General features: G+C 62.3%; 21 protein-coding genes and 1 pseudogene. 14 read left to right on the top strand and 8 right to left on the bottom strand.

Features of this window, described 5'->3' with window-relative positions; all coding sequences use genetic code 11:
• Window positions 1-185: 185 nt before the first annotated feature.
• The 4 genes from D3879_RS25660 to qhpG are packed head-to-tail and all read left to right on the top strand — an operon-like array spanning window position 186 to window position 5,889.
• A complete protein-coding gene (locus tag D3879_RS25660; protein ID WP_119956968.1) occupies window positions 186-2,096 on the top strand; it encodes a sigma-54-dependent Fis family transcriptional regulator in 1,911 nt (636 codons plus the stop codon).
• 60 nt (window positions 2,097-2,156) lie between these two features.
• Window positions 2,157-3,893, top strand: coding sequence for an ABC transporter ATP-binding protein (locus D3879_RS25655; RefSeq protein WP_119956967.1), 1,737 nt, complete (start codon window positions 2,157-2,159; stop codon window positions 3,891-3,893).
• Window positions 3,883-4,563, top strand: a complete 681-nt coding sequence (qhpE, locus tag D3879_RS25650; RefSeq protein WP_119956966.1) for a subtilisin-like serine protease QhpE — start codon at window positions 3,883-3,885, stop codon at window positions 4,561-4,563. Before D3879_RS25655 ends, qhpE begins: the two co-directional genes overlap by 11 nt.
• A gap of 12 nt (window positions 4,564-4,575) precedes the next feature.
• Window positions 4,576-5,889 carry a flavin-dependent monooxygenase QhpG gene (gene qhpG, locus D3879_RS25645; RefSeq protein ID WP_119956965.1) on the top strand — a complete coding sequence of 438 codons (1,314 nt, stop codon included), beginning with the start codon at window positions 4,576-4,578 and terminating at the stop codon, window positions 5,887-5,889.
• 253 nt (window positions 5,890-6,142) lie between these two features.
• Here the strand turns inward: qhpG and putA are convergent, their stop codons facing one another.
• The 8 genes from putA to D3879_RS25610 all read right to left on the bottom strand — a co-directional run bounded on the left by putA (window position 6,143) and on the right by D3879_RS25610 (window position 15,389).
• A complete protein-coding gene (putA, locus tag D3879_RS25640) occupies window positions 6,143-10,099 on the bottom strand; it encodes a trifunctional transcriptional regulator/proline dehydrogenase/L-glutamate gamma-semialdehyde dehydrogenase (RefSeq protein ID WP_119956964.1) in 3,957 nt (1,318 codons plus the stop codon).
• Between the two features lie 159 nt (window positions 10,100-10,258).
• The gene (locus D3879_RS25635) at window positions 10,259-10,972 is read right to left on the bottom strand and encodes an ABC transporter ATP-binding protein (RefSeq protein ID WP_119956959.1); all 714 of its coding nucleotides are present in this window, start codon (window positions 10,970-10,972) and stop codon (window positions 10,259-10,261) included.
• Between the two features lie 18 nt (window positions 10,973-10,990).
• Complete coding sequence (locus tag D3879_RS25630) at window positions 10,991-11,767, bottom strand: ABC transporter ATP-binding protein (RefSeq protein ID WP_119956958.1); 777 nt, start codon at window positions 11,765-11,767, stop codon at window positions 10,991-10,993.
• Between the two features lie 12 nt (window positions 11,768-11,779).
• Window positions 11,780-12,913, bottom strand: a complete 1,134-nt coding sequence (locus tag D3879_RS25625; RefSeq protein ID WP_119956957.1) for an ABC transporter permease subunit — start codon at window positions 12,911-12,913, stop codon at window positions 11,780-11,782.
• A 13-nt stretch (window positions 12,914-12,926) separates the two neighbouring features.
• On the bottom strand, window positions 12,927-13,862 hold the full coding sequence (locus D3879_RS25620) for a branched-chain amino acid ABC transporter permease (protein ID WP_119956956.1): 936 nt from the start codon (window positions 13,860-13,862) through the stop codon (window positions 12,927-12,929).
• Between the two features lie 160 nt (window positions 13,863-14,022).
• Window positions 14,023-14,592, bottom strand: a complete 570-nt coding sequence (locus D3879_RS25615) for a Rossmann-fold NAD(P)-binding domain-containing protein (protein WP_274381407.1) — start codon at window positions 14,590-14,592, stop codon at window positions 14,023-14,025.
• A 2-nt stretch (window positions 14,593-14,594) separates the two neighbouring features.
• Window positions 14,595-14,927: a Rossmann-fold NAD(P)-binding domain-containing protein gene (locus D3879_RS27585; protein WP_274381406.1), complete on the bottom strand. Its 333-nt coding sequence runs from the start codon at window positions 14,925-14,927 to the stop codon at window positions 14,595-14,597.
• A 6-nt stretch (window positions 14,928-14,933) separates the two neighbouring features.
• Entirely contained in the window at window positions 14,934-15,389 is a 456-nt protein-coding gene (locus D3879_RS25610) for a proline racemase family protein (protein WP_238474341.1), read from the bottom strand.
• A gap of 247 nt (window positions 15,390-15,636) precedes the next feature.
• Between D3879_RS25610 and D3879_RS27580 the strand changes: the two genes are divergently transcribed.
• The 10 genes and pseudogenes from D3879_RS27580 (at window position 15,637) to D3879_RS27380 (ending at window position 22,482) form a co-directional block, all read left to right on the top strand.
• The gene (locus tag D3879_RS27580; protein ID WP_274381405.1) at window positions 15,637-15,816 is read left to right on the top strand and encodes a proline racemase family protein; all 180 of its coding nucleotides are present in this window, start codon (window positions 15,637-15,639) and stop codon (window positions 15,814-15,816) included.
• A gap of 6 nt (window positions 15,817-15,822) precedes the next feature.
• The gene (lhpI, locus tag D3879_RS25600) at window positions 15,823-16,728 is read left to right on the top strand and encodes a bifunctional Delta(1)-pyrroline-2-carboxylate/Delta(1)-piperideine-2-carboxylate reductase (protein ID WP_119956955.1); all 906 of its coding nucleotides are present in this window, start codon (window positions 15,823-15,825) and stop codon (window positions 16,726-16,728) included.
• A 160-nt stretch (window positions 16,729-16,888) separates the two neighbouring features.
• The gene (locus D3879_RS25595) at window positions 16,889-17,824 is read left to right on the top strand and encodes a branched-chain amino acid ABC transporter permease (RefSeq protein WP_119956956.1); all 936 of its coding nucleotides are present in this window, start codon (window positions 16,889-16,891) and stop codon (window positions 17,822-17,824) included.
• A 13-nt stretch (window positions 17,825-17,837) separates the two neighbouring features.
• Window positions 17,838-18,971: an ABC transporter permease subunit gene (locus D3879_RS25590; RefSeq protein WP_119956957.1), complete on the top strand. Its 1,134-nt coding sequence runs from the start codon at window positions 17,838-17,840 to the stop codon at window positions 18,969-18,971.
• A gap of 12 nt (window positions 18,972-18,983) precedes the next feature.
• The gene (locus tag D3879_RS25585) at window positions 18,984-19,760 is read left to right on the top strand and encodes an ABC transporter ATP-binding protein (protein ID WP_119956958.1); all 777 of its coding nucleotides are present in this window, start codon (window positions 18,984-18,986) and stop codon (window positions 19,758-19,760) included.
• 18 nt (window positions 19,761-19,778) lie between these two features.
• The gene (locus D3879_RS25580; protein WP_119956959.1) at window positions 19,779-20,492 is read left to right on the top strand and encodes an ABC transporter ATP-binding protein; all 714 of its coding nucleotides are present in this window, start codon (window positions 19,779-19,781) and stop codon (window positions 20,490-20,492) included.
• A 159-nt stretch (window positions 20,493-20,651) separates the two neighbouring features.
• Window positions 20,652-21,206, top strand: a complete 555-nt coding sequence (locus D3879_RS27395; protein WP_238474327.1) for a hypothetical protein — start codon at window positions 20,652-20,654, stop codon at window positions 21,204-21,206.
• Window positions 21,149-21,688 carry a hypothetical protein gene (locus tag D3879_RS27390; RefSeq protein WP_238474326.1) on the top strand — a complete coding sequence of 180 codons (540 nt, stop codon included), beginning with the start codon at window positions 21,149-21,151 and terminating at the stop codon, window positions 21,686-21,688. Before D3879_RS27395 ends, D3879_RS27390 begins: the two co-directional genes overlap by 58 nt.
• Window positions 21,574-22,278: pseudogene (locus tag D3879_RS27385) on the top strand (proline dehydrogenase family protein); the annotation flags it as partial. The gene D3879_RS27390 and the pseudogene D3879_RS27385, both read left to right, overlap by 115 nt.
• Window positions 22,279-22,290: 12 nt before the next feature.
• On the top strand, window positions 22,291-22,482 hold the full coding sequence (locus D3879_RS27380) for a hypothetical protein (RefSeq protein ID WP_238474344.1): 192 nt from the start codon (window positions 22,291-22,293) through the stop codon (window positions 22,480-22,482).
• The last annotated feature ends 2,125 nt before the right edge of the window (window positions 22,483-24,607 follow it).

Here is a 24,607-nt window from a genome sequence, read left to right as displayed (position 1 = left end):
AAGCCTGCTAACCCACGGGTAAGCTGTCGGGCAAAAGTGTATGCGGCGTAGTTAAGACCAATGCGGTCTTTACTGTCGGAGGGTGTAGGTGTAGACATTTTACAGCGTGCGCGTTTTGACATCGGCCACCGAAGCCCAGCCAGTCGATCGGGGCGGCGTCGATGAAAACCCAGCCGGAGTGAGCGATGAGCCAATCATTTCCAACAAAAATAATAAGCACCGACCCGCTGCGCGACTCCCGACTGGTTCGGGAAAAACTACTGGTCGATGGTCAGTTGCCGCAAGGCCTGCTGCGCGACGAAATCGATGCCTCCTGGCGGCGCAGCATCGGCCATGGCCTGAGCTGCATCGATGAGGAAGCGGTCGGCCTGCACCTGAGCAATGACCTCGAGGTGTTGCTGGCGCAGAACCGCATGCTGATCGATGCCGCAACGCCCGAGTTGGACTACCTGATCGCCCAGCAAGGCAAGGCCGGGCTGATCATTCTCGGCAATGCCGATGCCACGGTGCTGGCCGTCGAAGGGCAAACCGAATATCTCAAGGCTTTCGAGTTACGTGATCTGGCACCGGGCAGCTGCTGGAGCGAAGCGTTGCGCGGCACCAATGCAGTGGGTACCGCCGTGGTGGAGGGCAGGCCGACTTTGATCAACTGTGGCGAGCACTACCTTGACCGCTTGAGCCGGTTCTCCTGCACCTCGGTGCCGATCAAGAATCCGCAGGGCCAAGTCATCGGAGTCATCGACCTGACTCGCGAAGGCGTGCTGGCCCAGCCGCAGGACAGCCTCGCCACCTTGATGCTGGCGGCCAGCAATATCGAAGGCCGGCTGTTTGGCGCCTTCTATCCCGAACAGATCATCCTGGCGTTCCACAGTCGCCAGCAATACTTGGGTTCGGCCTGGCATGGTCTGTTGGCGCTGAGCCTGGATGGTGAAGTGCTGGCGGCCAACCAGCAGGCCTGTGACCTGCTGAAACTGCCACGCGCGAGCCTGATAGGGCGCCGAAGCCAGGATTTTCTCGGCGGCCGCAGCGGGCAGTTCATGTCCCGTTTGCTGCAGGGGACCGTCAGCAGCGTGCAAACCGCCAGCGGCGAGTTTTTTTTCAAGGCGCTGCAGGTTCCGCGCTGCGCCGCAATGGCCACGCCTGCGGCCGCACCGAAAGCCGTGGCGCCGAAACGCCTGCTGCTGGAAGAGCTGGCCGGCAGCAACAGCCGCTTCGCCCGTTCGCTGCGCATGGCTCAGCAAGGCCTGGCGGGCGGCTTGCCCGTACTACTGCTGGGCGAAACCGGCACCGGTAAGGAGGTGGTCGCACGGGCGCTGCATCAGGCCAGTGTGCGTGCCGATAAACCATTTGTGGCGGTGAACTGCGCGGCGATTCCCGAAGGGCTGATCGAGTCGGAACTGTTCGGTTACCGCGAGGGGGCATTCACCGGTTCGCGCAAAGGCGGCATGCTCGGGCGCCTGTTGCAGGCCAATGGCGGCACGCTGTTTCTGGATGAAATCGGCGATATGCCGTTGAGCCTGCAAGCGCGTTTGTTGCGCGTGCTACAGGAGCGCAAGGTGGCACCGTTGGGCGCGGGCGAGGAGTTGGACATCGACGTGGCGGTGATCTGCGCTACGCACCGCGACCTGAAGCAGCTGGTGCAGGAAAAGAGCTTTCGCGAAGACCTCTATTACCGAGTCAACGGTGTGAGCTTGCGGCTGCCTGCACTGCGTGAGCGGGATGACATCGACGGCTTGATCGCCACAGTGCTGAGCAAGCTGGGCGCCAGTCATATCGGCATCGACCAGGCGCTTGGCGAACTGCTCGCCCACTACGACTGGCCGGGCAATATCCGCCAGCTGGAAATGGTCTTGCGCGCCGCGTTGGCCATGCGTGAAGGGGCGGAAACCGAATTGGGTGTGGAACACCTGACCGACAGCCTGCTGGACGATCTGACCGCCAGTTGCCGGCAGCCTTGCAGCCGTATCCGTGAAAACGAGCTGGAGCTGATCCGCAGCTCACTCGAACGGCACCATGGCAATGTGTCCGCCGCGGCCGATTCCCTGGGCATCAGCCGTGCGACCCTGTATCGCAAGCTGAAGCAGTTTCGCGCATGAACGCTGGGCGCTAATTCCGGCGCCCCAGCGTCCCACCTGATTGGATGGCGTTGATCACCGATGTCCAGGTTTTTGCTCCGGCTAATTGAAACAGACGACCCCGCAACCTTTCAGCTGGCCATTGGCTGGCTATTCGGCTTTGTACGCCCGCACCTGCGCGCCATCCTCGGCCTGCTGGCGCTCTCCCTAAGCGCATCGCTGTTGGTGTTGGCGCAGCCCTGGCTGGTCAAGATGCTGATCGACGACGGCCTGTTGGCCAAGGACTTCGGCGTATTGCTGAAGGTGGCGCTGGCGATGATTGCCGTGGGCATATTCAGCACACTGCTGGCCGGGGTTAATCGCTATCTGCATACGCGGTTGTCCGGGCGGATTTTGTTCGCCTTGCGCGATGCGCTGTACCAGCACTTGCAGCAGCTTTCACCGGCGTTCTACGGACGGCGGCGGATCGGCGACCTGCTCTCGCGGCTGGATGGCGATGTCGCGGAAATCCAGCGGTTTGCCGTGGATTCGCTGTTCTCGGCGGTATCCAGCGTAATCGGCCTGCTCGGCGCGGTGGCTTTATTGCTGACGCTGAGCTGGAAGCTCTCGCTGATCGTCGCGCTGTTGATCCCGCTGGAAGTGCTCTGGTTACGCTGGATGCGCCGCAAGGTCGAACGCAATGTGCGCCAGTTGCGCGAGCGCTCGGCAGACGTTTCCTCGTTCCTGGTGGAAACCCTGCCGGCGATGAAGTTCATCCAGGCCGCCGGCCAGCAGCAACGCGAATCCCAGCGCCTGAGACACTTGGGCGACAGCTATATGAGCCAGTTGCTGAAGTTGCAGGTGACCGAGTTCTTCACCAACGCGGTACCTGGCACCCTGACCTCGCTCTCCCGTGCTGGGGCCTTTCTGATCGGCGGCTATTGGGTGATCCAGGGCACCTGGCAACTGGGCGCGCTGATCGCTTTTTCCACCTACCTGGGCATGGCCGTGGGGCCGGTGCAGAGCCTGCTGGGCCTGTACGTAGCGCTGCAACGCATGACCGTCAGCCTGGGCCGGGTGATGGAACTCAAGCGCGAGCCGGCGCAGGTCAGCCAGCCGCAACAGCCCCGCGATTTGCCGGCTGGTGTCGGCGACCTGCGTTTCGAGAATGTCTGGTTCGGCCACGACGAACGCGCGCAGCCGGTGTTGCGCGGGATCGACGCGCACATCCCCGGTGGGCTGAAAGTAGCCATAAGCGGGGCCTCGGGGGTCGGCAAGTCGACCTTGATCGACCTCTTGCAGCGCTTCTACGACCCGGATCAGGGCTGTATCCGCCTGGAAGGTATCGACCTGCGTGAGCTGGATTTGTTTGCCCTGCGGTGGCGCATCGCCGTGGTCAGCCAGGACATCGTGCTGTTTCGCGGCAGCCTGGCCGACAACCTCAGCTACAGCGCGCCCCAGGTCAGTCGCGCGGAAATCGAGAAGGTCGCCCAACTGGCGCAGCTCGACAGCTTGATCGAGTCATTGCCGCACGGGCTGGACAGCCAGCTAGGCGAACGTGGCCAGCAACTTTCCGGCGGTCAGAAACAACGCATAGCTATTGCTCGCGCGTTGCTGCAAGACCCGCTAATTCTGGTGCTGGATGAGGCCACCTCGGCGGTCGATGAGGCCACCGAACGGGAAGTGATCGCCGCCATCGACCAGCTGTTCAGTGGCCGTACGCGGATTCTGATCAGCCACCGGCCCTCGACCCTGGCGCAAGCCGAACTGCGTTTTGAGATGCACGATGGGCAGTTGTTGACCCGCCCCCTCGAGGAGCCCGTCTTGCATGGCCGCTGAGTTGCGCATCGGCATTATCGACAGCGGCCACAGCGCCGCGCAGGCCAGCCAGGTACTGGCTGCACGGCAGTTCTGGCTGGCGGACGAAAGCTTGCAGGAGGGCGAGGCTCAACTGGATTGCCTCGGGCACGGCACGGCGGTGCTGGCCGCCATCGCCGAGCGGGCGGCAGCCGCGCAATTTTGCGTGGCCCAGGTGTTCGGTGAGCGCTGGCTGACCAGCCCGCTGCAAATCGCCGCGGCAATTTACTGGCTGATGGAGCAGGACGTGGCGCTGATCAACCTGAGCCTTGGCGCACGCCAGGATCGTCCGCTGCTACGGGAGGCCTGCCAGGCCGCACAGGCGGCCGGCATCCTGCTCTGCGCGGCAAGCCCTGCGCGGGGCGAACCGGTGTTTCCGGCGAGCTATGCCGATGTGCTGCGGGTGACGGGCGATGCGCGTTGTGAGGGTGCGCAATGGTCCTGGCTGAACAGCCCGCAAGCGGATTTCGGCGCGCCGGTGGCCTCTGTCAGCAGTGGTCTGGCTGGCGCCAGTATTGCCAGCGCCGTGCTCAGCGGGCATGTCGCGGCTTATCTGCTGGAGCATCCCGCCGCCCGCGTGCCGGCAGTGCTCGAACACCTGCGCAGCCAGGCCGCGTTTGTTGGCCCGGAGCGGCGCGGGCTGGTGCCTTGATGGATAAACAGCATGATGAATAAGCAGATCGTCGTGCTCGGCGCTGGCCCGGCTGGCGCGGCAGTGGCCCTGGGGCTCAAGCGCCTGGGCTACGAGGTGTGCGTGGTCAGTGAATGGCGTCGTTTCGCGGCGCTGGAAGGGGTTTCTCAACGGGTGCTGGAGGGCTTGCGCCAGGCGGGGCTGCACCAGGCGCTAGCCAGTGCCTGCGCGGCTTCGCCACGGCAGGTGCGGTGGAACGGCGAAGCACATGCACCGAATGTGGAGCATCTGCTGGACAGGCCGGCATTCGATGCGGCGATTCGTCAGGACCTATTGGCGGCAGGCGTCGAGCTGATCGAGGCACGCGTGCGCGAGCTGAGTTCGACTGCCGAGGGCCATTGCCTGCAACTGGACAGCGCAAGCGGCCCGCAGACCTGTCACGCCGATTTTCTGGTGGAAGCCCGCGGGCGTCAGGCGCCGCTATCCGGCAAAGGCCTGCGCGGCCAGGAAACCCTCAGCCTGCTCAACCACTGGCAGGAACAGCCCGGCCCGGCTCGCTCGGCGGTGGAAAGCCTGGCCGATGGTTGGGCCTGGATGGCCCGCCTGGGCGATGGCCGCTGTTTCTGGCAGCTGACCCTCGATGTGGCCAGCACCGACCTGCCGGAAAAGTCCCAGCTGGCGGAATTTTGCGCAGCCCAGCGCGCGCAATCGACCCTGGTGCGCGAATTGTTCGGCGCGCCGGCCTTGCAACCGAGCGCATTGCATGCGCGCAGTAGCACGGCCACGCTGTGCTTGCAGACCAGCGGCGATAACTGGCTGCGCGTCGGCGATGCGGCGATGGCCGTCGATCCGCTCTCGGGCAATGGCATCTTCCAGTCGCTGTCGTCGTCGTTGCAGGCCCCGGCGGTGATCAACACCTTATTGCAAAAGCCCGAACGGGCGGCGCTGGCCCGACACTTTCATCAGCAGCGGGTGGAGCAACTGTTTCTGCGCTTCGCCAGGATCGGCCGCGACTTTTACGCCATGGAACAGCAGTGGGTCGCGCGGCCGTTCTGGCAGAGCCGGCGCAACTGGCCAGACGACCTGCCGCTGCATGCGCCGGCCGATTACGCGAGTCTGCGGGTGGCGCGGGCGCCGGTGATCAATGGCGAGTTGATCGATGAGGCTGACGTGGTGATAACCGCAGATCAGCCACTGGGGATCTGGCACCTGCAAGGGATCGAGCTGGCGCCGATCGTGCGCGCGCTGCACTCTGCACCGCTAACTGAGGTGCTGGCACCGCTGGCAGCGGAGCAACAGCGGCTGGTGTACGGCTGGCTGCGGGCCCAAGGCTATCGCCAGGCGTAGAGTCGTAGGGTGGGCTTTAGCCCACCGGGATGCCTGTGATGGTGGGCTAAAGCCCACAGGTTTTCTATTGGATCCCCGCCTTCCCGGGGAAGACGACCAGCGAGGGAGAGGGGCAGGTGCGCAATGACAGCTCATTCGACCACCCCTTTGCATAGCCCCCGCCCCTTCATGGCATTCGAACCGGCTGCTCTTGGTTACGCGGAACCCACCTCATTTCCGACCCAATGGGCACTTCAGGCCCCAGGATGTTGCGTCAGCCAATAGTCATCAAGCTGGCATTGCCACCTGCTGCCGCGGTGTTAACGCTGAGTGCCCGTTCGATTACGAGGCGCTCCAGCGGGACCGAGGTTTCACCATGGGACAAGCCTAGCACTCCGACTATTGCGCCCTTGCGCTTGGCTACCTGTTGGCAGACCGCACGCAATTGGTCTGAATCGCCGTGGTGCAATACTGCGTCATAGTCGGCCTCGTCTTTGCTCCAGTCGGCTACCAGCTGGATGCGCGCTTGCACGTCCATGGGCAAGCGGCCAAGCAGGGCGGCGGCTTGCTCCGGCCAGACGCAATGCGCCCCGACTGCAAGCACGGCGGCCAGCTGGATCAGGCGGTCGGCGTCGTTGTCAGCCAGGCAGAGCACCTGTTCTCTTGGCACCAGGCTGTAGGTATTGCGCTCACCCGTGGGCCCCGTCAGCGCTCTGCTTAGCCCGCTCTGGGACTGTTCGGCGAACTCTTTGCAGAGTGCCGCAAGAGCCTCCTCACCGTGGCTGGCAGCCCACTTCTTGAGCGACATGAACGGCTTGGCCAGAGCCTCACGCAGGCGAGCGTCGACCGGAGTGGCGGCGTCTTGCTGCGCAAATGAGCGGGCGATGGCATCCGCTGGTCGAGCCGACAGCAAGCGATACATGTACAGGGGGCCGCCGGCTTTCGGACCGGTGCCGGACAAGCCCTCACCGCCGAACGGCTGCACGCCGACTACCGCACCCACCATGTTGCGATTGACATAGAGGTTGCCGGCCTGGGCACGGTCAATGACCTTGGCGATGGTCTCGTCGATGCGCGTGTGTACGCCTAGGGTCAGGCCATAGCCGGAGCCGTTGATGTGCTCCAGCAAGTGATTGAGATTCTTGCGCTTGTAGCGGACGACGTGCAGCACGGGGCCGAAGATCTCGCGCTCCAGCTCGGCGAAGCTTTCCAGTTCGATCAGGGTCGGTGGGACATAGGTGCCGCGCTGGCTGACGTTCGCCTCGGTGCGTGCCGTCTGGTAGACCTTCCGACCTTTGGCGCGCATGGCCTGGATGTGTTTCTCGAGCCCGGCCCTGGCTTCGGCGTCGATCACCGGGCCTATGTCCACTGCCAGGGATTCCGGGTTGCCCAGGCGGCATTCGCCCATGGCACCTTTGAGCATTTCCAATACGCGTTCGGCCACGTCTTCCTGCACACAGAGCACGCGCAGAGCCGAGCAGCGTTGGCCGGCACTATCGAAGGCAGAGGCGACCACATCGCTGACGACCTGCTCCACGAGAGCGGAGGAGTCGACGATCATCGCGTTCTGGCCGCCGGTCTCGGCAATCAGTGGGATCGGGCGGCCCTGCGCGTCAAGCCGACCAGCGATGTTGCGCTGGAGGAGGCGGGCCACTTCGGTCGAGCCGGTGAACATGACGCCCTTGACGCGATTGTCGCCTACCAGACGGGCACCGACGGTCTCGCCGCGGCCCGGCAGGAGTTGTACAACGCCTTCCGGAATACCAGCCTCGAGGAGGATGCGCACGGCCTGGGCGGCCACCAGTGGTGTCTGCTCGGCCGGTTTGGCCAGGGCAGGGTTACCTGCAGCCAAGGCGGCAGCCACCTGCCCGGTAAAGATCGCCAGCGGGAAGTTCCACGGGCTGATGCAGACCACCGGTCCCAGCGGACGGTGGGTATCGTTGGCGAAATCGTTACGCGCCTGGGCGGCGTAGTAACGCAGGAAGTCCACGGCTTCGCGCACTTCGGAAATGGCGTTGGCAAAGGTCTTGCCAGCCTCGCGAACCAACAGGCCCATCAGGCTCTGGATTTCGTCTTCCATCAGATCTGCGGCGCGCTCCAGGGCGGTGGCGCGCTCGGAGGGCGGGGTTGCCTGCCAGATTGGCGCGACGCTAGTTGCGCACATCAGGGCATTGTCCACGTCGGCCTCGCTGGCTTCCTGGACCTGGCCGACGATGTCGCGATGATCCGCCGGGTTGCGCAGCGGCTGGGAACTGCCGTTCTGCACCGGGCACCCCAGCATTGGCGCTGCCTGCCAGGCCCCATGGCTGCTCGCCAGCAAGGCACTGGACAACGAGCCGAGACGCTGCTCATTGGACAGATCGATGCCGCTGGAATTGATCCGGCCCTTGCCATACAGGTCACGCGGTAGCGGAATGCGCGGGTGCGACAGGCCAAGGGTGCCTTCCTGGGCAGCGGCTTGCTCGATGCTTTCCACCGGATCGGCGACCAGTTCGTCGAGGGAGATGGAGTGGTCGGCAATGCGGTTGACGAAGGAGGTGTTCGCGCCGTTTTCCAGCAGCCGGCGCACCAGATAAGCCAGCAAGGTTTCATGGGTGCCGACCGGTGCGTAGATACGGCACGGACGGTTCAGCTTGCCCTCGGCGATCTTGCCCACCACCTGCTCGTAGAGCGGCTCACCCATGCCGTGCAGGCACTGGAACTCGTATTGGCCCGGGTAGTAGTTCTGCCCCGCAATCTGGTAGATGGCGGCCAGGGTGTGGGCGTTGTGAGTGGCGAACTGCGGGTAGATGGCTCCTGGCGCGGCCAGCAGCTTTCGAGCGCAGGCGATGAAGGACACATCGGTGTACATCTTGCGGGTGTAGACCGGGTAGCCTTCCAGGCCGTCAACCTGAGCACGCTTGATCTCGCTGTCCCAGTAGGCGCCCTTGACCAGACGGATCATCAGACGGTGGCGGCTGCGCCGGGCCAGGTCGATCAGGTAGTCGATCACATAGGGGCAGCGCTTCTGGTAGGCCTGAATCACGAAGCCGATGCCATTCCAGCCGGCCAGCCGCGGCTCGAAGCAAAGGCGCTCGAGCAGGTCCAGGGAAAGCTCGAGGCGGTCGGCCTCTTCAGCATCGACGTTCAGGCCGATGTCGTACTGCTTGGCCAGCAGGGTCAGTTGCAGCAGCTGCGGGTAAAGCTCGTCCATCACGCGCTCGTACTGGGCGCGGTTGTAGCGCGGGTGCAGTGCGGAAAGCTTGATGGAAATGCCCGGTCCTTCATAGATGCCACGGCCCTGGGAGGCCTTGCCGATGGCGTGGATGGCCTGCTCATAGGAGGCCAGATAGCGCTCGGCATCCTGCTTGGTCAGAGCCGCCTCGCCAAGCATGTCATACGAATAGCGGAAGCCTTTGGACTCGCAGTTGCGGGCGTTGGCCAGCGCTTCGGCGATGGTTTCACCGGTGACGAACTGCTCCCCCATCAAGCGCATGGCCATGTCCACGCCTTTGCGGATCAGCGGCTCACCGCTTTTACCGATGACCCGGCTGAGGGCGGTGGACAGGCTGGCCTCGTTATGGGTTGCGACTAGCTTGCCGGTCAGCAGCAGGCCCCAGGTGGCTGCGTTGACGAATATCGACGAGCTACGCCCCAGATGCGGATGCCAGTTGCCCGTGCTGATCTTGTCGCGGATCAGGGCGTCGCGAGTGCCCTTGTCCGGTATGCGCAGCAAGGCTTCAGCCAGGCACATGAGTGCCACACCTTCCTGAGAGGAGAGGGAGAACTCCTGCAAGAGCCCCTGAACTATTCCCGCGCGGCCGCTGGCGCTCTTCTGGTTGCGCAGCTTTTCAGCGATGCCGTAGGCCAGCTTGTGCGCGGCCTTGGCCGTCTCTTCAGGCAGGCGCGCTTGTTCCAGGAGCATCGGCACGACTTCCTGCTCGGGTCGGCGGTAGGCGGCGGTGATTGCTGCACGCAAAACGGACTGCGGCAGGATGCTTTCGGCAAACTCCAGAAAGGGCTGATGCACTGGCTCAGCCAGGGCTTCGCTCAATTCCAGATCACCCTCGTCCAAACGGTCGGCAATGCTTTGCAGCTCGGGCATGCTCATGCCGCTCTCAAGGGTGGTCAGATAGCTGTAGATCGCCTGTTTGATCAACCAGTGCGGCGTGCGCTCTATCTTTTGCGCGGCCTCTTTCAGGCGTTCGCGGGTTGCTTCGTCGAGTTTGACCCCAAAGGTGGTGCTGGCCATGACCTGTCCTGCCTGAATGAGTTGAGCTACCAAATAGTAGGAAATGAACACCAGACCCGGCGGGCTCTGAATAGCCGATCCCTGGTTTTCAGGGTGGCTGAGATCGGCGATAACCCAGACCGATGGCGGTGCCGATCTCGTCCTTACGCAGAGCCGTGGTTATTCGCCCAGATAGGCGGCGGTAACCTTCGGGTCTTGCAGCATCTGCTGGGCCTCTCCGCTCATGCTGATCAGGCCCGAGTCCATCACATAGGCACGATCCGCCGCCTGCAGCGCCAGCCGGGCGTTCTGCTCTACCAGCAGAACGGTCATGCCGGAGGCCGAGATGTCACGGATCACCTCGAAGATCTTCTCCACCATGATCGGCGAGAGGCCCATGGAGGGCTCGTCCAGCAGCAGCAGTTTGGGCTGACTCATCAGTGCCCGCGCCATCGCCAGCATCTGCTGCTCACCGCCGGACAGGGTGCCGGCGAGCTGTTTCGCCCGCTCCTTGAGGCGCGGAAAGAGGCTGAACATGCGCTCGATGTCGCTGGCGATATCCGCATCGTTGCGGCTGTAGGCGCCCATCTGCAGGTTTTCGGTGATGCTCATCCGCGCGAACACGCCGCGCCCCTCGGGCACCATGACCAATTTGCGTTCGAGCAGGTCGTGGGTTTGCAGGCCCTTGATCGACGTGCCTTGATATTCGATATCGCCTGCGCCCCAAGCTTGCAGGCCGGTGATGGCTTTCATGGTGGTCGATTTGCCGGCGCCGTTGGAGCCGATCAGGGTCACCAGTTCGCCCGTTCGGATTTCCATATCCACGCCTTTAACCGCCTGGATACCGCCATAGGCGACTTTGAGTCCGCTGATTTTCAGTATTGTCTGTGTCATGTGCGCAGCCCCCTGGGGCTAAACGGCGGAAGTGCCAAGGTAGGCTTCGATAACCGCCGGATGAGATTTGACGTCTTGCGGCAGGCCCTGAGCGATGACCTTGCCATAGTCGAGAACGGTCATCTGATCGCAGAGCCCCATCATCAATTTGACGTCGTGCTCGATCAGCAGAATGGTCTTGCCGTCGCCACGGATTTTCTCCAGCAGATCGCGCAGCTCGACCTTCTCGGTGGCGTTCATCCCGGCAGCCGGCTCGTCGAGCGCCAGCAGCTTGGGCTCGGTGGCCAAGGCGCGGGCGATCTCCAGGCGGCGCTGATGGCCATAGGAGAGATTGCGTGCTGTGTAGTTGGCGTACTTGCCGATGCCGACGTATTCGAGCAGGTCGTGAGCGATGTTGTCGATCTCGTCCTCCTCGCGGCGGGTGGCTTTGGTGCGCAGGATCGCGCCGAGAATGCCGGCCTTGGTGCGCACATGGCGCCCGACCATGACGTTCTCATGGGCCGTCATGTCGCCAAACAGGCGGATGTTCTGGAAGGTACGGGCAATGCCGATTTTAGCGACCTCATGCACGGCTGTCGGTTTGTAGATCTGGTCATCCAGACGGCATTCGCCAGTGTCCGGGGTGTACAGCCCCGTCACGACATTGAAGAAGGTGGTTTTGCCGGCGCCGTTGGGGCCGATCAGGCCATAGATGTCGCCACGGGCGACCTCGATACCGACGTCGCTAAGGGCTTTCAGGCCGCCGAAGCTCTTACTCATGCCTTTGACTGAAAGCAGGCTGGCTTGCTGGGTCATTGCAGCGGCTCCTTAGACTTGGCTCAGGTCGTTGCCCCGTCTCACGATGGGGCGATCTTCCTTACGGGGCGAAGGCCAGAGGCCAACAGGCCGATACAGCACGATGAGAATTATGGCCAGGCCATAGAGCAACTGGCGCACCACTTCCGCATCGATCAGCACTTTGCCGAAGATCGCGACTTGCAGAGGCGCGACTGTGGCGCGCAGGACTTCCGGCAGCACAGCCAGCAACACGCCGCCCAGAATGACACCAGGGATGTGTCCCATCCCGCCGAGTACCACCATGACCAGAACGGTGATGGACTCCATCAGGCTGAACGACTCGGGCGAGACAAAGCCTTGGAAGGAGCCGAACAGGGCGCCGGCAAGCCCACCGAAGGAGGCGCCCATGGCGAATGCCGTCAGCTTCAGATTGCGGGTGTTGATGCCCATGGCCTTAGCCGCGATTTCGTCTTCACGAATGGCGATCCAGCCACGACCAATCCGCGAGTGCTGCAGCCGGTGGCAGACGAAGGCGACGAGCACCACCACGACGACGAACAGGTAGTAATACAGCACTACCGAATCGAAGCGAACGCCGAAAAACGTATGGCGCATGGAGAAATCGAACCCGAAGAACGTGGCGGGATCGATCCCGGAGATACCCTTCGGCCCATTGGTAAAGTTCAGCGGGCGATCCAGGTTGTTGATGAAGATACGGATGATTTCGCCGAAGCCCAAGGTGACGATGGCCAGGTAGTCACCGCGCAGCCTGAGAGTCGGGGTCCCCAGCAAGATGCCGAAGAACGCGGCCAACAAAGCAGCGCCTGGCAGGATCAGCCACAGGCTCACATGCAATCCGGCAGGAAACATCTGCTGCAGCTCAACGAAATTGTTCGTGAGGTGGGTGGAGCCCAGCAATGCTGCGGCATAGGCCCCTATGGCATAGAAGGCGATATAGCCCAGATCGAGCAGCCCGGCCATGCCCACCACGATATTCAGCCCCAGGGCGAGCATGATGTAGAGCAGGGCGAAATCGAGCACCCGTACCCAATAGTTGCCCCCGACTGCGCCAATGACCAGGGGGGCAACGAGAACCAGGGCAACCAGCAGAATCGGCTTTATAAGATCGCTGCGGGAACCCTGCGTGTGCGGTTGATTCGTCATGATGAGTTTCCCCTTAGGCGCGATCGGATACGCGCTCGCCCAACAAACCCGAGGGGCGGAACACGAGAACGGTGATAAGGACGATAAAGGCGAATACATCCTGGTAGTGGGAGCCGAGTACCCCACCGGTCAGGTCGCCGATATACCCCGCCCCGAGGGACTCGATCAGGCCCAATAGCAGGCCGCCCAACATGGCCCCGCCCAAGTTGCCGATGCCGCCGAGCACGGCGGCGGTGAAGGCTTTCAGGCCGGGCAGGAAGCCCATGTAGAAGTGTGCATTGCCGTAGTTCGTCGCGGTCATCACACCGGCCAACGCCGCCAGTGCGCCACCCAGCATGAAGGTGATGGAGATGACTTTATTCGGGTTCACCCCCATCAAGCTGGCGATGCTGGGGTTCTCCGCCGTGGCCCGCATGGCCCGGCCCAGCTTGGTCTTGTTCACCAGTAGCAATAGGCCGGCCATTACCGCCAGCGACATGCCGATGATGATCATTTCCTTGAGGGTTATGGTGGCTTCGGTGGAGCCGATACTGATCGGATCGGTGGGCAATAGCTCGGGGAAGCTCAAGGGGTTGCGCGACCAGATCATCATGGCGATGGTCTGCAGCAAGACCGAAGCACCAATAGCGGTGATCAGCGGAGCCAGTCGCGGTGCCTTGCGTAGGGGGCGGTAGGCAATGCGTTCGAGTAAATAACTCAAGACTGCGCAGGTCAGCATGGCGATGAGCGACGCGAAGCCCAGCATCAGCCAGGGAGACAGGCCAGGAAAATACGCCTGCAACAGGCTCAAGACCGAAAAGGCGGTAAGAGCGCCGATCATCAAGACATCGCCATGGGCGAAGTTGATGATTCTGAGAATGCCATAGACCATCGTGTAGCCGAGCGCGATCAGTGCATAGATGCTGCCCAGTACCAAGCCGTTGACGACCTGCTGGATGAATAGGTCCATACCGACTCCATGACCGCCCGTACGGCGGCATGCCAATGGCTTCTTGGAGAAGGGGCGCTACCTGTTCGAAGAACAGTCGACCAGGAACTGACGAGGCCACTTCATTTTTGCTTTTGCCCTTTCCCCGAGCGACTCGGACCGCCCAGGGGATTCAGTACGTCTATGCCTGATTAAGCTTAGCCTTGATCACACGACAAGCTGCCAAATCCCAGGCTCCACAGCCAACGCTCTTGAACAGAATCGGCTTGGAGAAGTCGGGTTTGCTGTCGAGAGCAGAGGCTAGAGGCTTGACCCTGGACCAGTCGATATCCGCCTGGATCAGGTCGCCTGCCTCGTGACGGGCACCCAGCGGGTCATCGACATACAGGGTGCTGCCGGCGATGGTGATGGGGGCTATCTCGGCGGCATCCGGCGTGAAGGCGCCCACGCCGATCACCAGGCAACCGGGCTTGGCTAGTTCACTATAGACCGGCGTTTTACTGGTGGTCAGGGTGATCACGACGTCGGCATCTTGGTGGGCCGAACCATCATCGACCTTCACGTCCAGAGCCCCGCGCTGGTAGCGCGCAACGAATGCGGCGGTTTTTGCCGCTTCGTGGCCTCTGACCCGAACCTGGGCTTGCGGAAACATTTCGGCAATGGCTTCGACATGATTTGAAGCTTGTTTGCCCGTGCCGATCAGCAGGATCGACTTCGGCGGCCGCTCCAGCAGGCGAGCAATGGCCAGCATCGTCACGGCGGCGGTGCGACAGCCGGTAACGGTGGGCCGTCCACGGAGAACAGCAGCGTGCCGCGCAGCGCATCGCAACCCAGTACCTGGCCCTGGATGGTCGGCAGACCTTCTTTGGCGTTACGCGGATTGACGTTGACCAGTTTGTGAATCGCAATGTCGTCTGCGCTGGCCGGCATGGACAGCATCACACCACCTTCTTTGAGGGGGACGACCAGGCGCTCGGGGCTGATGATTTTGCCGGCGGCATATTCACGAATGGTTGTGCTTAGCGTGTCGACCAATTCGCGCATCGGCAACAGCTTGGCGGTTTCTTCTTGATTAAAGGTTTTCATCAAAATTTACCGAACCAGAAAGCCGTAGGTCAGAGGATCTTTTTCGTTGATGATCCAGCTGGCGAAGCCGTAGATCTGCGCATTCCCCCTGACCTCGGGGATCACCGCGGGGTAAGCGCGACCGTGGTTTCGCCGAGCACGCGGCCACTGAATACAGAGCCGATGACCGACTCGTTGACGAGCAAATCGCCCCAGCGCGAGCCGACCGCGCTGGTACAGTTGGGCGACACGGCCGGCAGTCCCTGAGCCGGTCGGCGAACGATCGACCTGACGGTCGGCGAAGATGCAGCAGTTGGCCTGAGTCGAACCCGCATGACGGGGAGCGCCATCGATGATGGTGCCGTAGATGTGGTTCAGTTCCGGCACATCGGGGTGGACGACGGGGAAGGCGGCGTTGGCGGGCCCTGTTTGAACCTCGGTCGCCGAAGCTTGATCAGCGGTGGCGACCGAGGCCTCGCTGATCTCAAGGCCCTTGGCGGCGCCCGGAGGTATAGAAGTAGCAAGGCGCCACCAAAGGCGATGTCGCCTTCCACCCGGCCGAAGCCTCCGGACGTATCGACGGCCACGTCACGGCACCACGATGATCGCCCCGCACGGGTCGACCAGCCACTGTCACTCGCCGACCTCAGGTCGATCGTTGCCGACCGGCCACGGACTGCCGCCGTGTCGCCCAACTGTACCAGCCGGATCGGCTCGACGCTGGGCCGATTTGCTCGTCAACGAGTCGGTCATCGGCTCTGTATTCAGTGGCCGCGTGCTCGGCGAAACCACGGTCGGCGCTTACCCCGCGGTGATTCCCGAGGTCAGGGGGAATGCGCAGATCTACGGCTTCGCCAGCTGGATCATCAACGAAAAAGATCCTCTGACCTACGGCTTTCTGGTTCGGTAAATTTTGATGAAAACCTTTAATCAAGAAGAAACCGCCAAGCTGTTGCCGATGCGCGAATTGGTCGACACGCTAAGCACAACCATTCGTGAATATGCCGCCGGCAAAATCATCAGCCCCGAGCGCCTGGTCGTCCCCCTCAAAGAAGGTGGTGTGATGCTGTCCATGCCGGCCAGCGCAGACGACATTGCGATTCACAAACTGGTCAACGTCAATCCGCGTAACGCCAAAGAAGGTCTGCCGACCATCCAGGGCCAGGTACTGGGTTGCGATGCGCTGCGCGGCACGCTGCTGTTCTCCGTGGACGGCCCCACCGTTACCGGCTGTCGCACCGCCGCCGTGACGATGCTGGCCATTGCTCGCCTGCTGGAGCGGCCGCCGAAGTCGATCCTGCTGATCGGCACGGGCAAACAAGCTTCAAATCATGTCGAAGCCATTGCCGAAATGTTTCCGCAAGCCCAGGTTCGGGTCAGAGGCCACGAAGCGGCAAAAACCGCCGCATTCGTTGCGCGCTACCAGCGCGGGGCTCTGGACGTGAAGGTCGATGATGGTTCGGCCCACCAAGATGCCGACGTCGTGATCACCCTGACCACCAGTAAAACGCCGGTCTATAGTGAACTAGCCAAGCCCGGTTGCCTGGTGATCGGCGTGGGCGCCTTCACGCCGGATGCCGCCGAGATAGCCCCCATCACCATCGCCGGCAGCACCCTGTATGTCGATGACCCGCTGGGTGCCCGTCACGAGGCAGGCGACCTGATCCAGGCGGATATCGACTGGTCCAGGGTCAAGCCTCTAGCCTCTGCTCTCGACAGCAAACCCGACTTCTCCAAGCCGATTCTGTTCAAGAGCGTTGGCTGTGGAGCCTGGGATTTGGCAGCTTGTCGTGTGATCAAGGCTAAGCTTAATCAGGCATAGACGTACTGAATCCCCTGGGCGGTCCGAGTCGCTCGGGGAAAGGGCAAAAGCAAAAATGAAGTGGCCTCGTCAGTTCCTGGTCGACTGTTCTTCGAACAGGTAGCGCCCCTTCTCCAAGAAGCCATTGGCATGCCGCCGTACGGGCGGTCATGGAGTCGGTATGGACCTATTCATCCAGCAGGTCGTCAACGGCTTGGTACTGGGCAGCATCTATGCACTGATCGCGCTCGGCTACACGATGGTCTATGGCATTCTCAGAATCATCAACTTCGCCCATGGCGATGTCTTGATGATCGGCGCTCTTACCGCCTTTTCGGTCTTGAGCCTGTTGCAGGCGTATTTTCCTGGCCTGTCTCCCTGGCTGATGCTGGGCTTCGCGTCGCTCATCGCCATGCTGACCTGCGCAGTCTTGAGTTATTTACTCGAACGCATTGCCTACCGCCCCCTACGCAAGGCACCGCGACTGGCTCCGCTGATCACCGCTATTGGTGCTTCGGTCTTGCTGCAGACCATCGCCATGATGATCTGGTCGCGCAACCCCTTGAGCTTCCCCGAGCTATTGCCCACCGATCCGATCAGTATCGGCTCCACCGAAGCCACCATAACCCTCAAGGAAATGATCATCATCGGCATGTCGCTGGCGGTAATGGCCGGCCTATTGCTACTGGTGAACAAGACCAAGCTGGGCCGGGCCATGCGGGCCACGGCGGAGAACCCCAGCATCGCCAGCTTGATGGGGGTGAACCCGAATAAAGTCATCTCCATCACCTTCATGCTGGGTGGCGCACTGGCGGCGTTGGCCGGTGTGATGACCGCGACGAACTACGGCAATGCACACTTCTACATGGGCTTCCTGCCCGGCCTGAAAGCCTTCACCGCCGCCGTGCTCGGCGGCATCGGCAACTTGGGCGGGGCCATGTTGGGCGGCCTGCTATTGGGCCTGATCGAGTCCCTCGGGGCGGGGTATATCGGCGACCTGACCGGTGGGGTACTCGGCTCCCACTACCAGGATGTATTCGCCTTTATCGTCCTTATCACCGTTCTCGTGTTCCGCCCCTCGGGTTTGTTGGGCGAGCGCGTATCCGATCGCGCCTAAGGGGAAACTCATCATGACGAATCAACCGCACACGCAGGGTTCCCGCAGCGATCTTATAAAGCCGATTCTGCTGGTTGCCCTGGTTCTCGTTGCCCCCCTGGTCATTGGCGCAGTCGGGGGCAACTATTGGGTACGGGTGCTCGATTTCGCCCTGCTCTACATCATGCTCGCCCTGGGGCTGAATATCGTGGTGGGCATGGCCGGGCTGCTCGATCTGGGCTATATCGCCTTCTATGCCATAGGGGCCTATGCCGCAGCATTGCTGGGCTCCACCCACCTCACGAACAATTTCGTTGAGCTGCAGCAGATGTTTCCTGCCGGATTGCATGTGAGCCTGTGGCTGATCCTGCCAGGCGCTGCTTTGTTGGCCGCGTTCTTCGGCATCTTGCTGGGGACCCCGACTCTCAGGCTGCGCGGTGACTACCTGGCCATCGTCACCTTGGGCTTCGGCGAAATCATCCGTATCTTCATCAACAACCTGGATCGCCCGCTGAACTTTACCAATGGGCCGAAGGGTATCTCCGGGATCGATCCCGCCACGTTCTTCGGGTTCGATTTCTCCATGCGCCATACGTTTTTCGGCGTTCGCTTCGATTCGGTAGTGCTGTATTACTACCTGTTCGTCGTCGTGGTGGTGCTCGTCGCCTTCGTCTGCCACCGGCTGCAGCACTCGCGGATTGGTCGTGGCTGGATCGCCATTCGTGAAGACGAAATCGCGGCTAAGGCCATGGGCATCAACACCCGCAATCTGAAGCTGACGGCATTCGCCATGGGCGCCTCCTTCGGTGGGCTTGCCGGCGCCCTGTTCGGCTCCTTCCAAGGCTTTGTCTCGCCCGAGTCGTTCAGCCTGATGGAGTCCATCACCGTTCTGGTCATGGTGGTACTCGGCGGGATGGGACACATCCCTGGTGTCATTCTGGGCGGCGTGTTGCTGGCTGTGCTGCCGGAAGTCCTGCGCGCCACAGTCGCGCCTCTGCAAGTCGCGATCTTCGGCAAAGTGCTGATCGATGCGGAAGTGGTGCGCCAGTTGCTCTATGGCCTGGCCATAATTCTCATCGTGCTGTATCGGCCTGTTGGCCTCTGGCCTTCGCCCCGTAAGGAAGATCGCCCCATCGTGAGACGGGGCAACGACCTGAGCCAAGTCTAAGGAGCCGCTGCAATGACCCAGCAAGCCAGCCTGCTTTCAGTCAAAGGCATGAGTAAGAGCTTCGGCGGCCTGAAAGCCCTTAGCGACGTCGGTATCGAGGTCGCCCGTGGCGACATCTATGGCCTGATCGGCCCCAACGGCGCCGGCAAAACCACCTTCTTCAATGTCGTGACGGGGCTGTACACCCCGGACACTGGCGAATGCCGTCTGGATGACCAGATCTACAAACCGACAGCCGTGCATGAGGTCGCTAAAATCGGCATTGCCCGTACCTTCCAGAACATCCGCCTGTTTGGCGACATGACGGCCCATGAGAACGTCATGGTCGGGCGCCATGTGCGCACCAAGGCCGGCATTCTCGGCGCGATCCTGCGCACCAAAGCCACCCGCCGCGAGGAGGACGAGATCGACAACATCGCTCACGACCTGCTCGAATACGTCGGCATCGGCAAGTACGCCAACTACACAGCACGCAATCTCTCCTATGGCCATCAGCGCCGCCTGGAGATCGCCCGCGCCTTGGCCACCGAGCCCAAGCTGCTGGCGCTCGACGAGCCGGCTGCCGGGATGAACGCCACCGAGAAGGTCGAGCTGCGCGATCTGCTGGAGAAAATCCGTGGCGACGGCAAGACCATTCTGCTGATCGAGCACGACGTCAAATTGATGATGGGGCTCTGCGATCAGATGACCGTTCTCGACTATGGCAAGGTCATCGCTCAGGGCCTGCCGCAAGACGTCAAATCTCATCCGGCGGTTATCGAAGCCTACCTTGGCACTTCCGCCGTTTAGCCCCAGGGGGCTGCGCACATGACACAGACAATACTGAAAATCAGCGGACTCAAAGTCGCCTATGGCGGTATCCAGGCGGTTAAAGGCGTGGATATGGAAATCCGAACGGGCGAACTGGTGACCCTGATCGGCTCCAACGGCGCCGGCAAATCGACCACCATGAAAGCCATCACCGGCCTGCAAGCTTGGGGCGCAGGCGATATCGAATATCAAGGCACGTCGATCAAGGGCCTGCAAACCCACGACCTGCTCGAACGCAAATTGGTCATGGTGCCCGAGGGGCGCGGCGTGTTCGCGCGGATGAGCATCACCGAAAACCTGCAGATGGGCGCCTACAGCCGCAACGATGCGGATATCGCCAGCGACATCGAGCGCATGTTCAGCCTCTTTCCGCGCCTCAAGGAGCGGGCGAAACAGCTCGCCGGCACCCTGTCCGGCGGTGAGCAGCAGATGCTGGCGATGGCGCGGGCACTGATGAGTCAGCCCAAACTGCTGCTGCTGGACGAGCCCTCCATGGGCCTCTCGCCGATCATGGTGGAGAAGATCTTCGAGGTGATCCGTGACATCTCGGCCTCCGGCATGACCGTTCTGCTGGTAGAGCAGAACGCCCGGCTGGCGCTGCAGGCGGCGGATCGTGCCTATGTGATGGACTCGGGCCTGATCAGCATGAGCGGAGAGGCCCAGCAGATGCTGCAAGACCCGAAGGTTACCGCCGCCTATCTGGGCGAATAACCACGGCTCTGCGTAAGGACGAGATCGGCACCGCCATCGGTCTGGGTTATCGCCGATCTCAGCCACCCTGAAAACCAGGGATCGGCTATTCAGAGCCCGCCGGGTCTGGTGTTCATTTCCTACTATTTGGTAGCTCAACTCATTCAGGCAGGACAGGTCATGGCCAGCACCACCTTTGGGGTCAAACTCGACGAAGCAACCCGCGAACGCCTGAAAGAGGCCGCGCAAAAGATAGAGCGCACGCCGCACTGGTTGATCAAACAGGCGATCTACAGCTATCTGACCACCCTTGAGAGCGGCATGAGCATGCCCGAGCTGCAAAGCATTGCCGACCGTTTGGACGAGGGTGATCTGGAATTGAGCGAAGCCCTGGCTGAGCCAGTGCATCAGCCCTTTCTGGAGTTTGCCGAAAGCATCCTGCCGCAGTCCGTTTTGCGTGCAGCAATCACCGCCGCCTACCGCCGACCCGAGCAGGAAGTCGTGCCGATGCTCCTGGAACAAGCGCGCCTGCCTGAAGAGACGGCCAAGGCCGCGCACAAGCTGGCCTACGGCATCGCTGAAAAGCTGCGCAACCAGAAGAGCGCCAGCGGCCCGCGCGGAATAGTTCAGGGGCTCTTGCAGGAGTTCTCCCTCTCTCTCAGGAAGGTGTGGCACTCATGTGCCTGGCTGAAGCCTTGCTGCGCATACCGGACAAGGGCACTCGCGACGCCCTGATCCGCGACAAGATCAGCACGGGCAACTGGCATCCGCATCTGGGGCGTAGCTCGTCGATATTCGTCAACGCAGCCACCTGGGGCCTGCTGCTGACCGGCAAGCTAGTCGCAACCCATAACGAGGCCAGCCTGTCCACCGCCCTCAGCCGGGTCATCGGTAAAAGCGGTGAGCCGCTGATCCGCAAAGGCGTGGACATGGCCATGCGCTTGATGGGGGAGCAGTTCGTCACCGGTGAAACCATCGCCGAAGCGCTGGCCAACGCCCGCAACTGCGAGTCCAAAGGCTTCCGCTATTCGTATGACATGCTTGGCGAGGCGGCTCTGACCAAGCAGGATGCCGAGCGCTATCTGCCTCCTATGAGCAGGCCATCCACGCCATCGGCAAGGCCTCCCAGGGCCGTGGCATCTATGAAGGACCGGGCATTTCCATCAAGCTTTCCGCACTGCACCCGCGCTACAACCGCGCCCAGTACGAGCGCGTGATGGACGAGCTTTACCCGCAGCTGCTGCAACTGACCCTGCTGGCCAAGCAGTACGACATCGGCCTGAACGTCGATGCTGAAGAGGCCGACCGCCTCGAGCTTTCCCTGGACCTGCTCGAGCGCCTTTGCTTCGAGCCGCGGCTGGCCGGCTGGAATGGCATCGGCTTCGTGATTCAGGCCTACCAGAAGCGCTGCCCCTATGTGATCGACTACCTGATCGACCTGGCCCGGCGCAGCCGCCACCGTCTGATGATCCGTCTGGTCAAGGGCGCCTACTGGGACAGCGAGATCAAGCGTGCTCAGGTTGACGGCCTGGAAGGCTACCCGGTCTACACCCGCAAGATGTACACCGATGTGTCCTTCATCGCCTGCGCTCGAAAGCTGCTGGCCGCGCCAGGAGCCATCTACCCGCAGTTCGCCACTCACAACGCACCCTGGCGCCATCTACCAGATTGCGGGGCAGAACTACTACCCGGGCCAATACGAGTTCCAGTGCCTGCACGGCATGGGTGAGCCTCTACGAGCAGGTGGTGGGGCAAGATCGCCGAGGGCAAGCTGAACCGTCCGTGCCGTATCTACGCACCGGTCGGCACCCATGAAACCTTGCTGGCTTATCTGGTGCGCCGGCTGCTGGAAAACGGCGCGAACACTCCTTCGTCAACCGCATTTGCCGACCACTCCATCTCCCTCGACGAACTGGTCGCCGATCCGGTGGAAAGCATCGAGCAAGCCGCTGCCCAGGAAGGCACCCTTGGCCTGTCGCACCCGCGCATTCCGCTACCTTACCGCGTTTGACCGGGGATGGCAAGGGCCGGATCAATTCCAGCGGCATCGATCTGCCAATGAAAGCAGCGGCGTCTCGGCTCGTTGCCAGGCCTGCCTGGCAGAGCAGCCATGGGGCCTGGCAGCAGCGCCAAGCGCTGGGCCCGGTGCAGAACGCAGGTTCCCAGCCGCTGCGCAAAGCCCGCGGCATCATCGCGACATCGGTCGGCCAGGCTCCAGGAAGCCAGCGAGGCCGACGTGGGACAATATGCCCGTGATGTGCGCAACTAGCGTCGACGCCATCGCAGGCAACGCCGGCCCCCGAGCGCCGCGCACCGCCCTGGGAGCAGCGCCGCAGATCTGGATCGGAAGACGAAAAATTCCCAGAGCCTGGATGGCCTTATGGTTCGCTCAGAGGCTCGGCAAGGACCTTTTGCCGAACGCCATTTCGAATGCGCGGAGACCGGGACTTCCTGCGGTTACTTTACGCCGCCCAGGCGCTAAACGATTTCGCCAACGCATACCCACCGTCCGCTGGGACCGGTTGGTCTGCATCAGCCCGTGGAACTTCCCGCTTGGTCATCTTTAGGTCTAGGTGGCTCCCGCCTGGCTGCAGGAAAACCCTGCCTGCCAAACCGCCGAGCAGAGACACCACTGGTGGCCGCGCCAGCCTGCGCATCTCTCCTCGAGCTGATATTCCGGATACTGCGATTGCTCACAACTCCTTTGCGGGCCGCGGCTGACGACCCTACGGGCCGTCTGCGTAGGCAACCACATCGGCGTCCAAGCCGGCCGATCATGTTCACCGGCTCGACCGAAGTGGCCCGCCTTCTCCAGCGCATACAGCGCTGGTGGCTTCGACGCGCAGGGCCGCCCGATCCCCTGATTGCCGAGACCGCGGGCGCAGAAAACGCCGGTATGATCGTGCGGACTCCTCCCGCCTCTCGACTGGCAGCAGAGGTCGTGCAGCGCAGTGGTGGGTGCGCCTCTAGCCTTCGATAGTGCCGGCCAACGCTGCCTCGGCTCCTGCGCGGTTGCTCTGTGCTGCAGAAAAGACGTGGCCGAAACGCGTATTGGAAATGCTCAAATGGTGCCAGCGAATGCCGCCTGGGCAACCCGAATCCCTGGCAGTGGAACCTAGCCGGGTGATCGAACGCGAAGCCGGGCCGGGCTCCGAGAAACACACCAGGCCAGGCGCGCCAAACGTCGGAAGATCTACCAAGCACGGCACGCGACCGAGGCGAACGTCAGCCAGCGCGGCACCTATGCTCCCACCGACCCTGATGCGAACTGGAAAAAAGCTTCGCCGAGCTGGAGCGCCGAGATCTTCGGACACCCCGTGCTGCACCGCGGTCGTCCGCTACAGCGCAAGAATCTCAATCACTTGACTGGAGCACCAGTTCAACGGCTCCCGGCTATGGCCCTACCCTAGGCGTACCACACGGCGCCATCGACAAGACCATCGCCAAGGTCATTTGACCGTGCCAGGCCGGGCAACCTCTATGTTCAATCGCCAACATGGTGGCTGCGGTAGTCGGCGTGCGCCGTTCGCGGTAGAGGGTCTTGTCCCGCACCGGTCCGAAGCCCGGCCGGGCCCCCTGTAACATGTAGTCGCTGCTGTCGGCCCTCGAACACCAGCGGCATGCCATTCGCCCCTCATTGCGCAGCAAGACGCCGCCACTCCGGTCGACGGCATCGCCTGCGTGAGGCTTTCCTGGCCAAGCCGTTCATGTCGCTCCAAGAAAGTGGAGCTGCCAGCCACGGTGAGGGAGGGCTCTTGCCGGCACTCTGCAAAAGTTCTGCCGAACAGTCCCAGAGCGGGCTAAGAAAGAGCGCTGACGGGAGCCCCACGGGTCGTGAGGCGGCAATACCTTACAGCCTGGGCCCAAGAGAACAGGTGCTCTGCCTGGCTGACACACGACGCCGACCGCCTGATCCAGGCTGGCCGCCGGCTTGATCCTTTGGGGCGCATGCGTCTGGCCGGAGCAAGCCGCCGCCCGCTGCTGTCCGCTTGCCCATGACGTGCAAGCCGCGGCATCCAGCTTGGTAGGCCGACTGGAGCAAAGACGGAGGGCCGACCTTAATGACGCAGTATTTGCACCACGGCGGATTCAGACCAATTCGTGCGGTCTGCCAACAGGTAGCCAGAAGCGCGCAA

This window comes from Pseudomonas cavernicola (genome assembly GCF_003596405.1).
Taxonomy (GTDB): domain Bacteria; phylum Pseudomonadota; class Gammaproteobacteria; order Pseudomonadales; family Pseudomonadaceae; genus Aquipseudomonas; species Aquipseudomonas cavernicola.
This window is presented reverse-complemented; position numbering and strand designations above follow the sequence as displayed.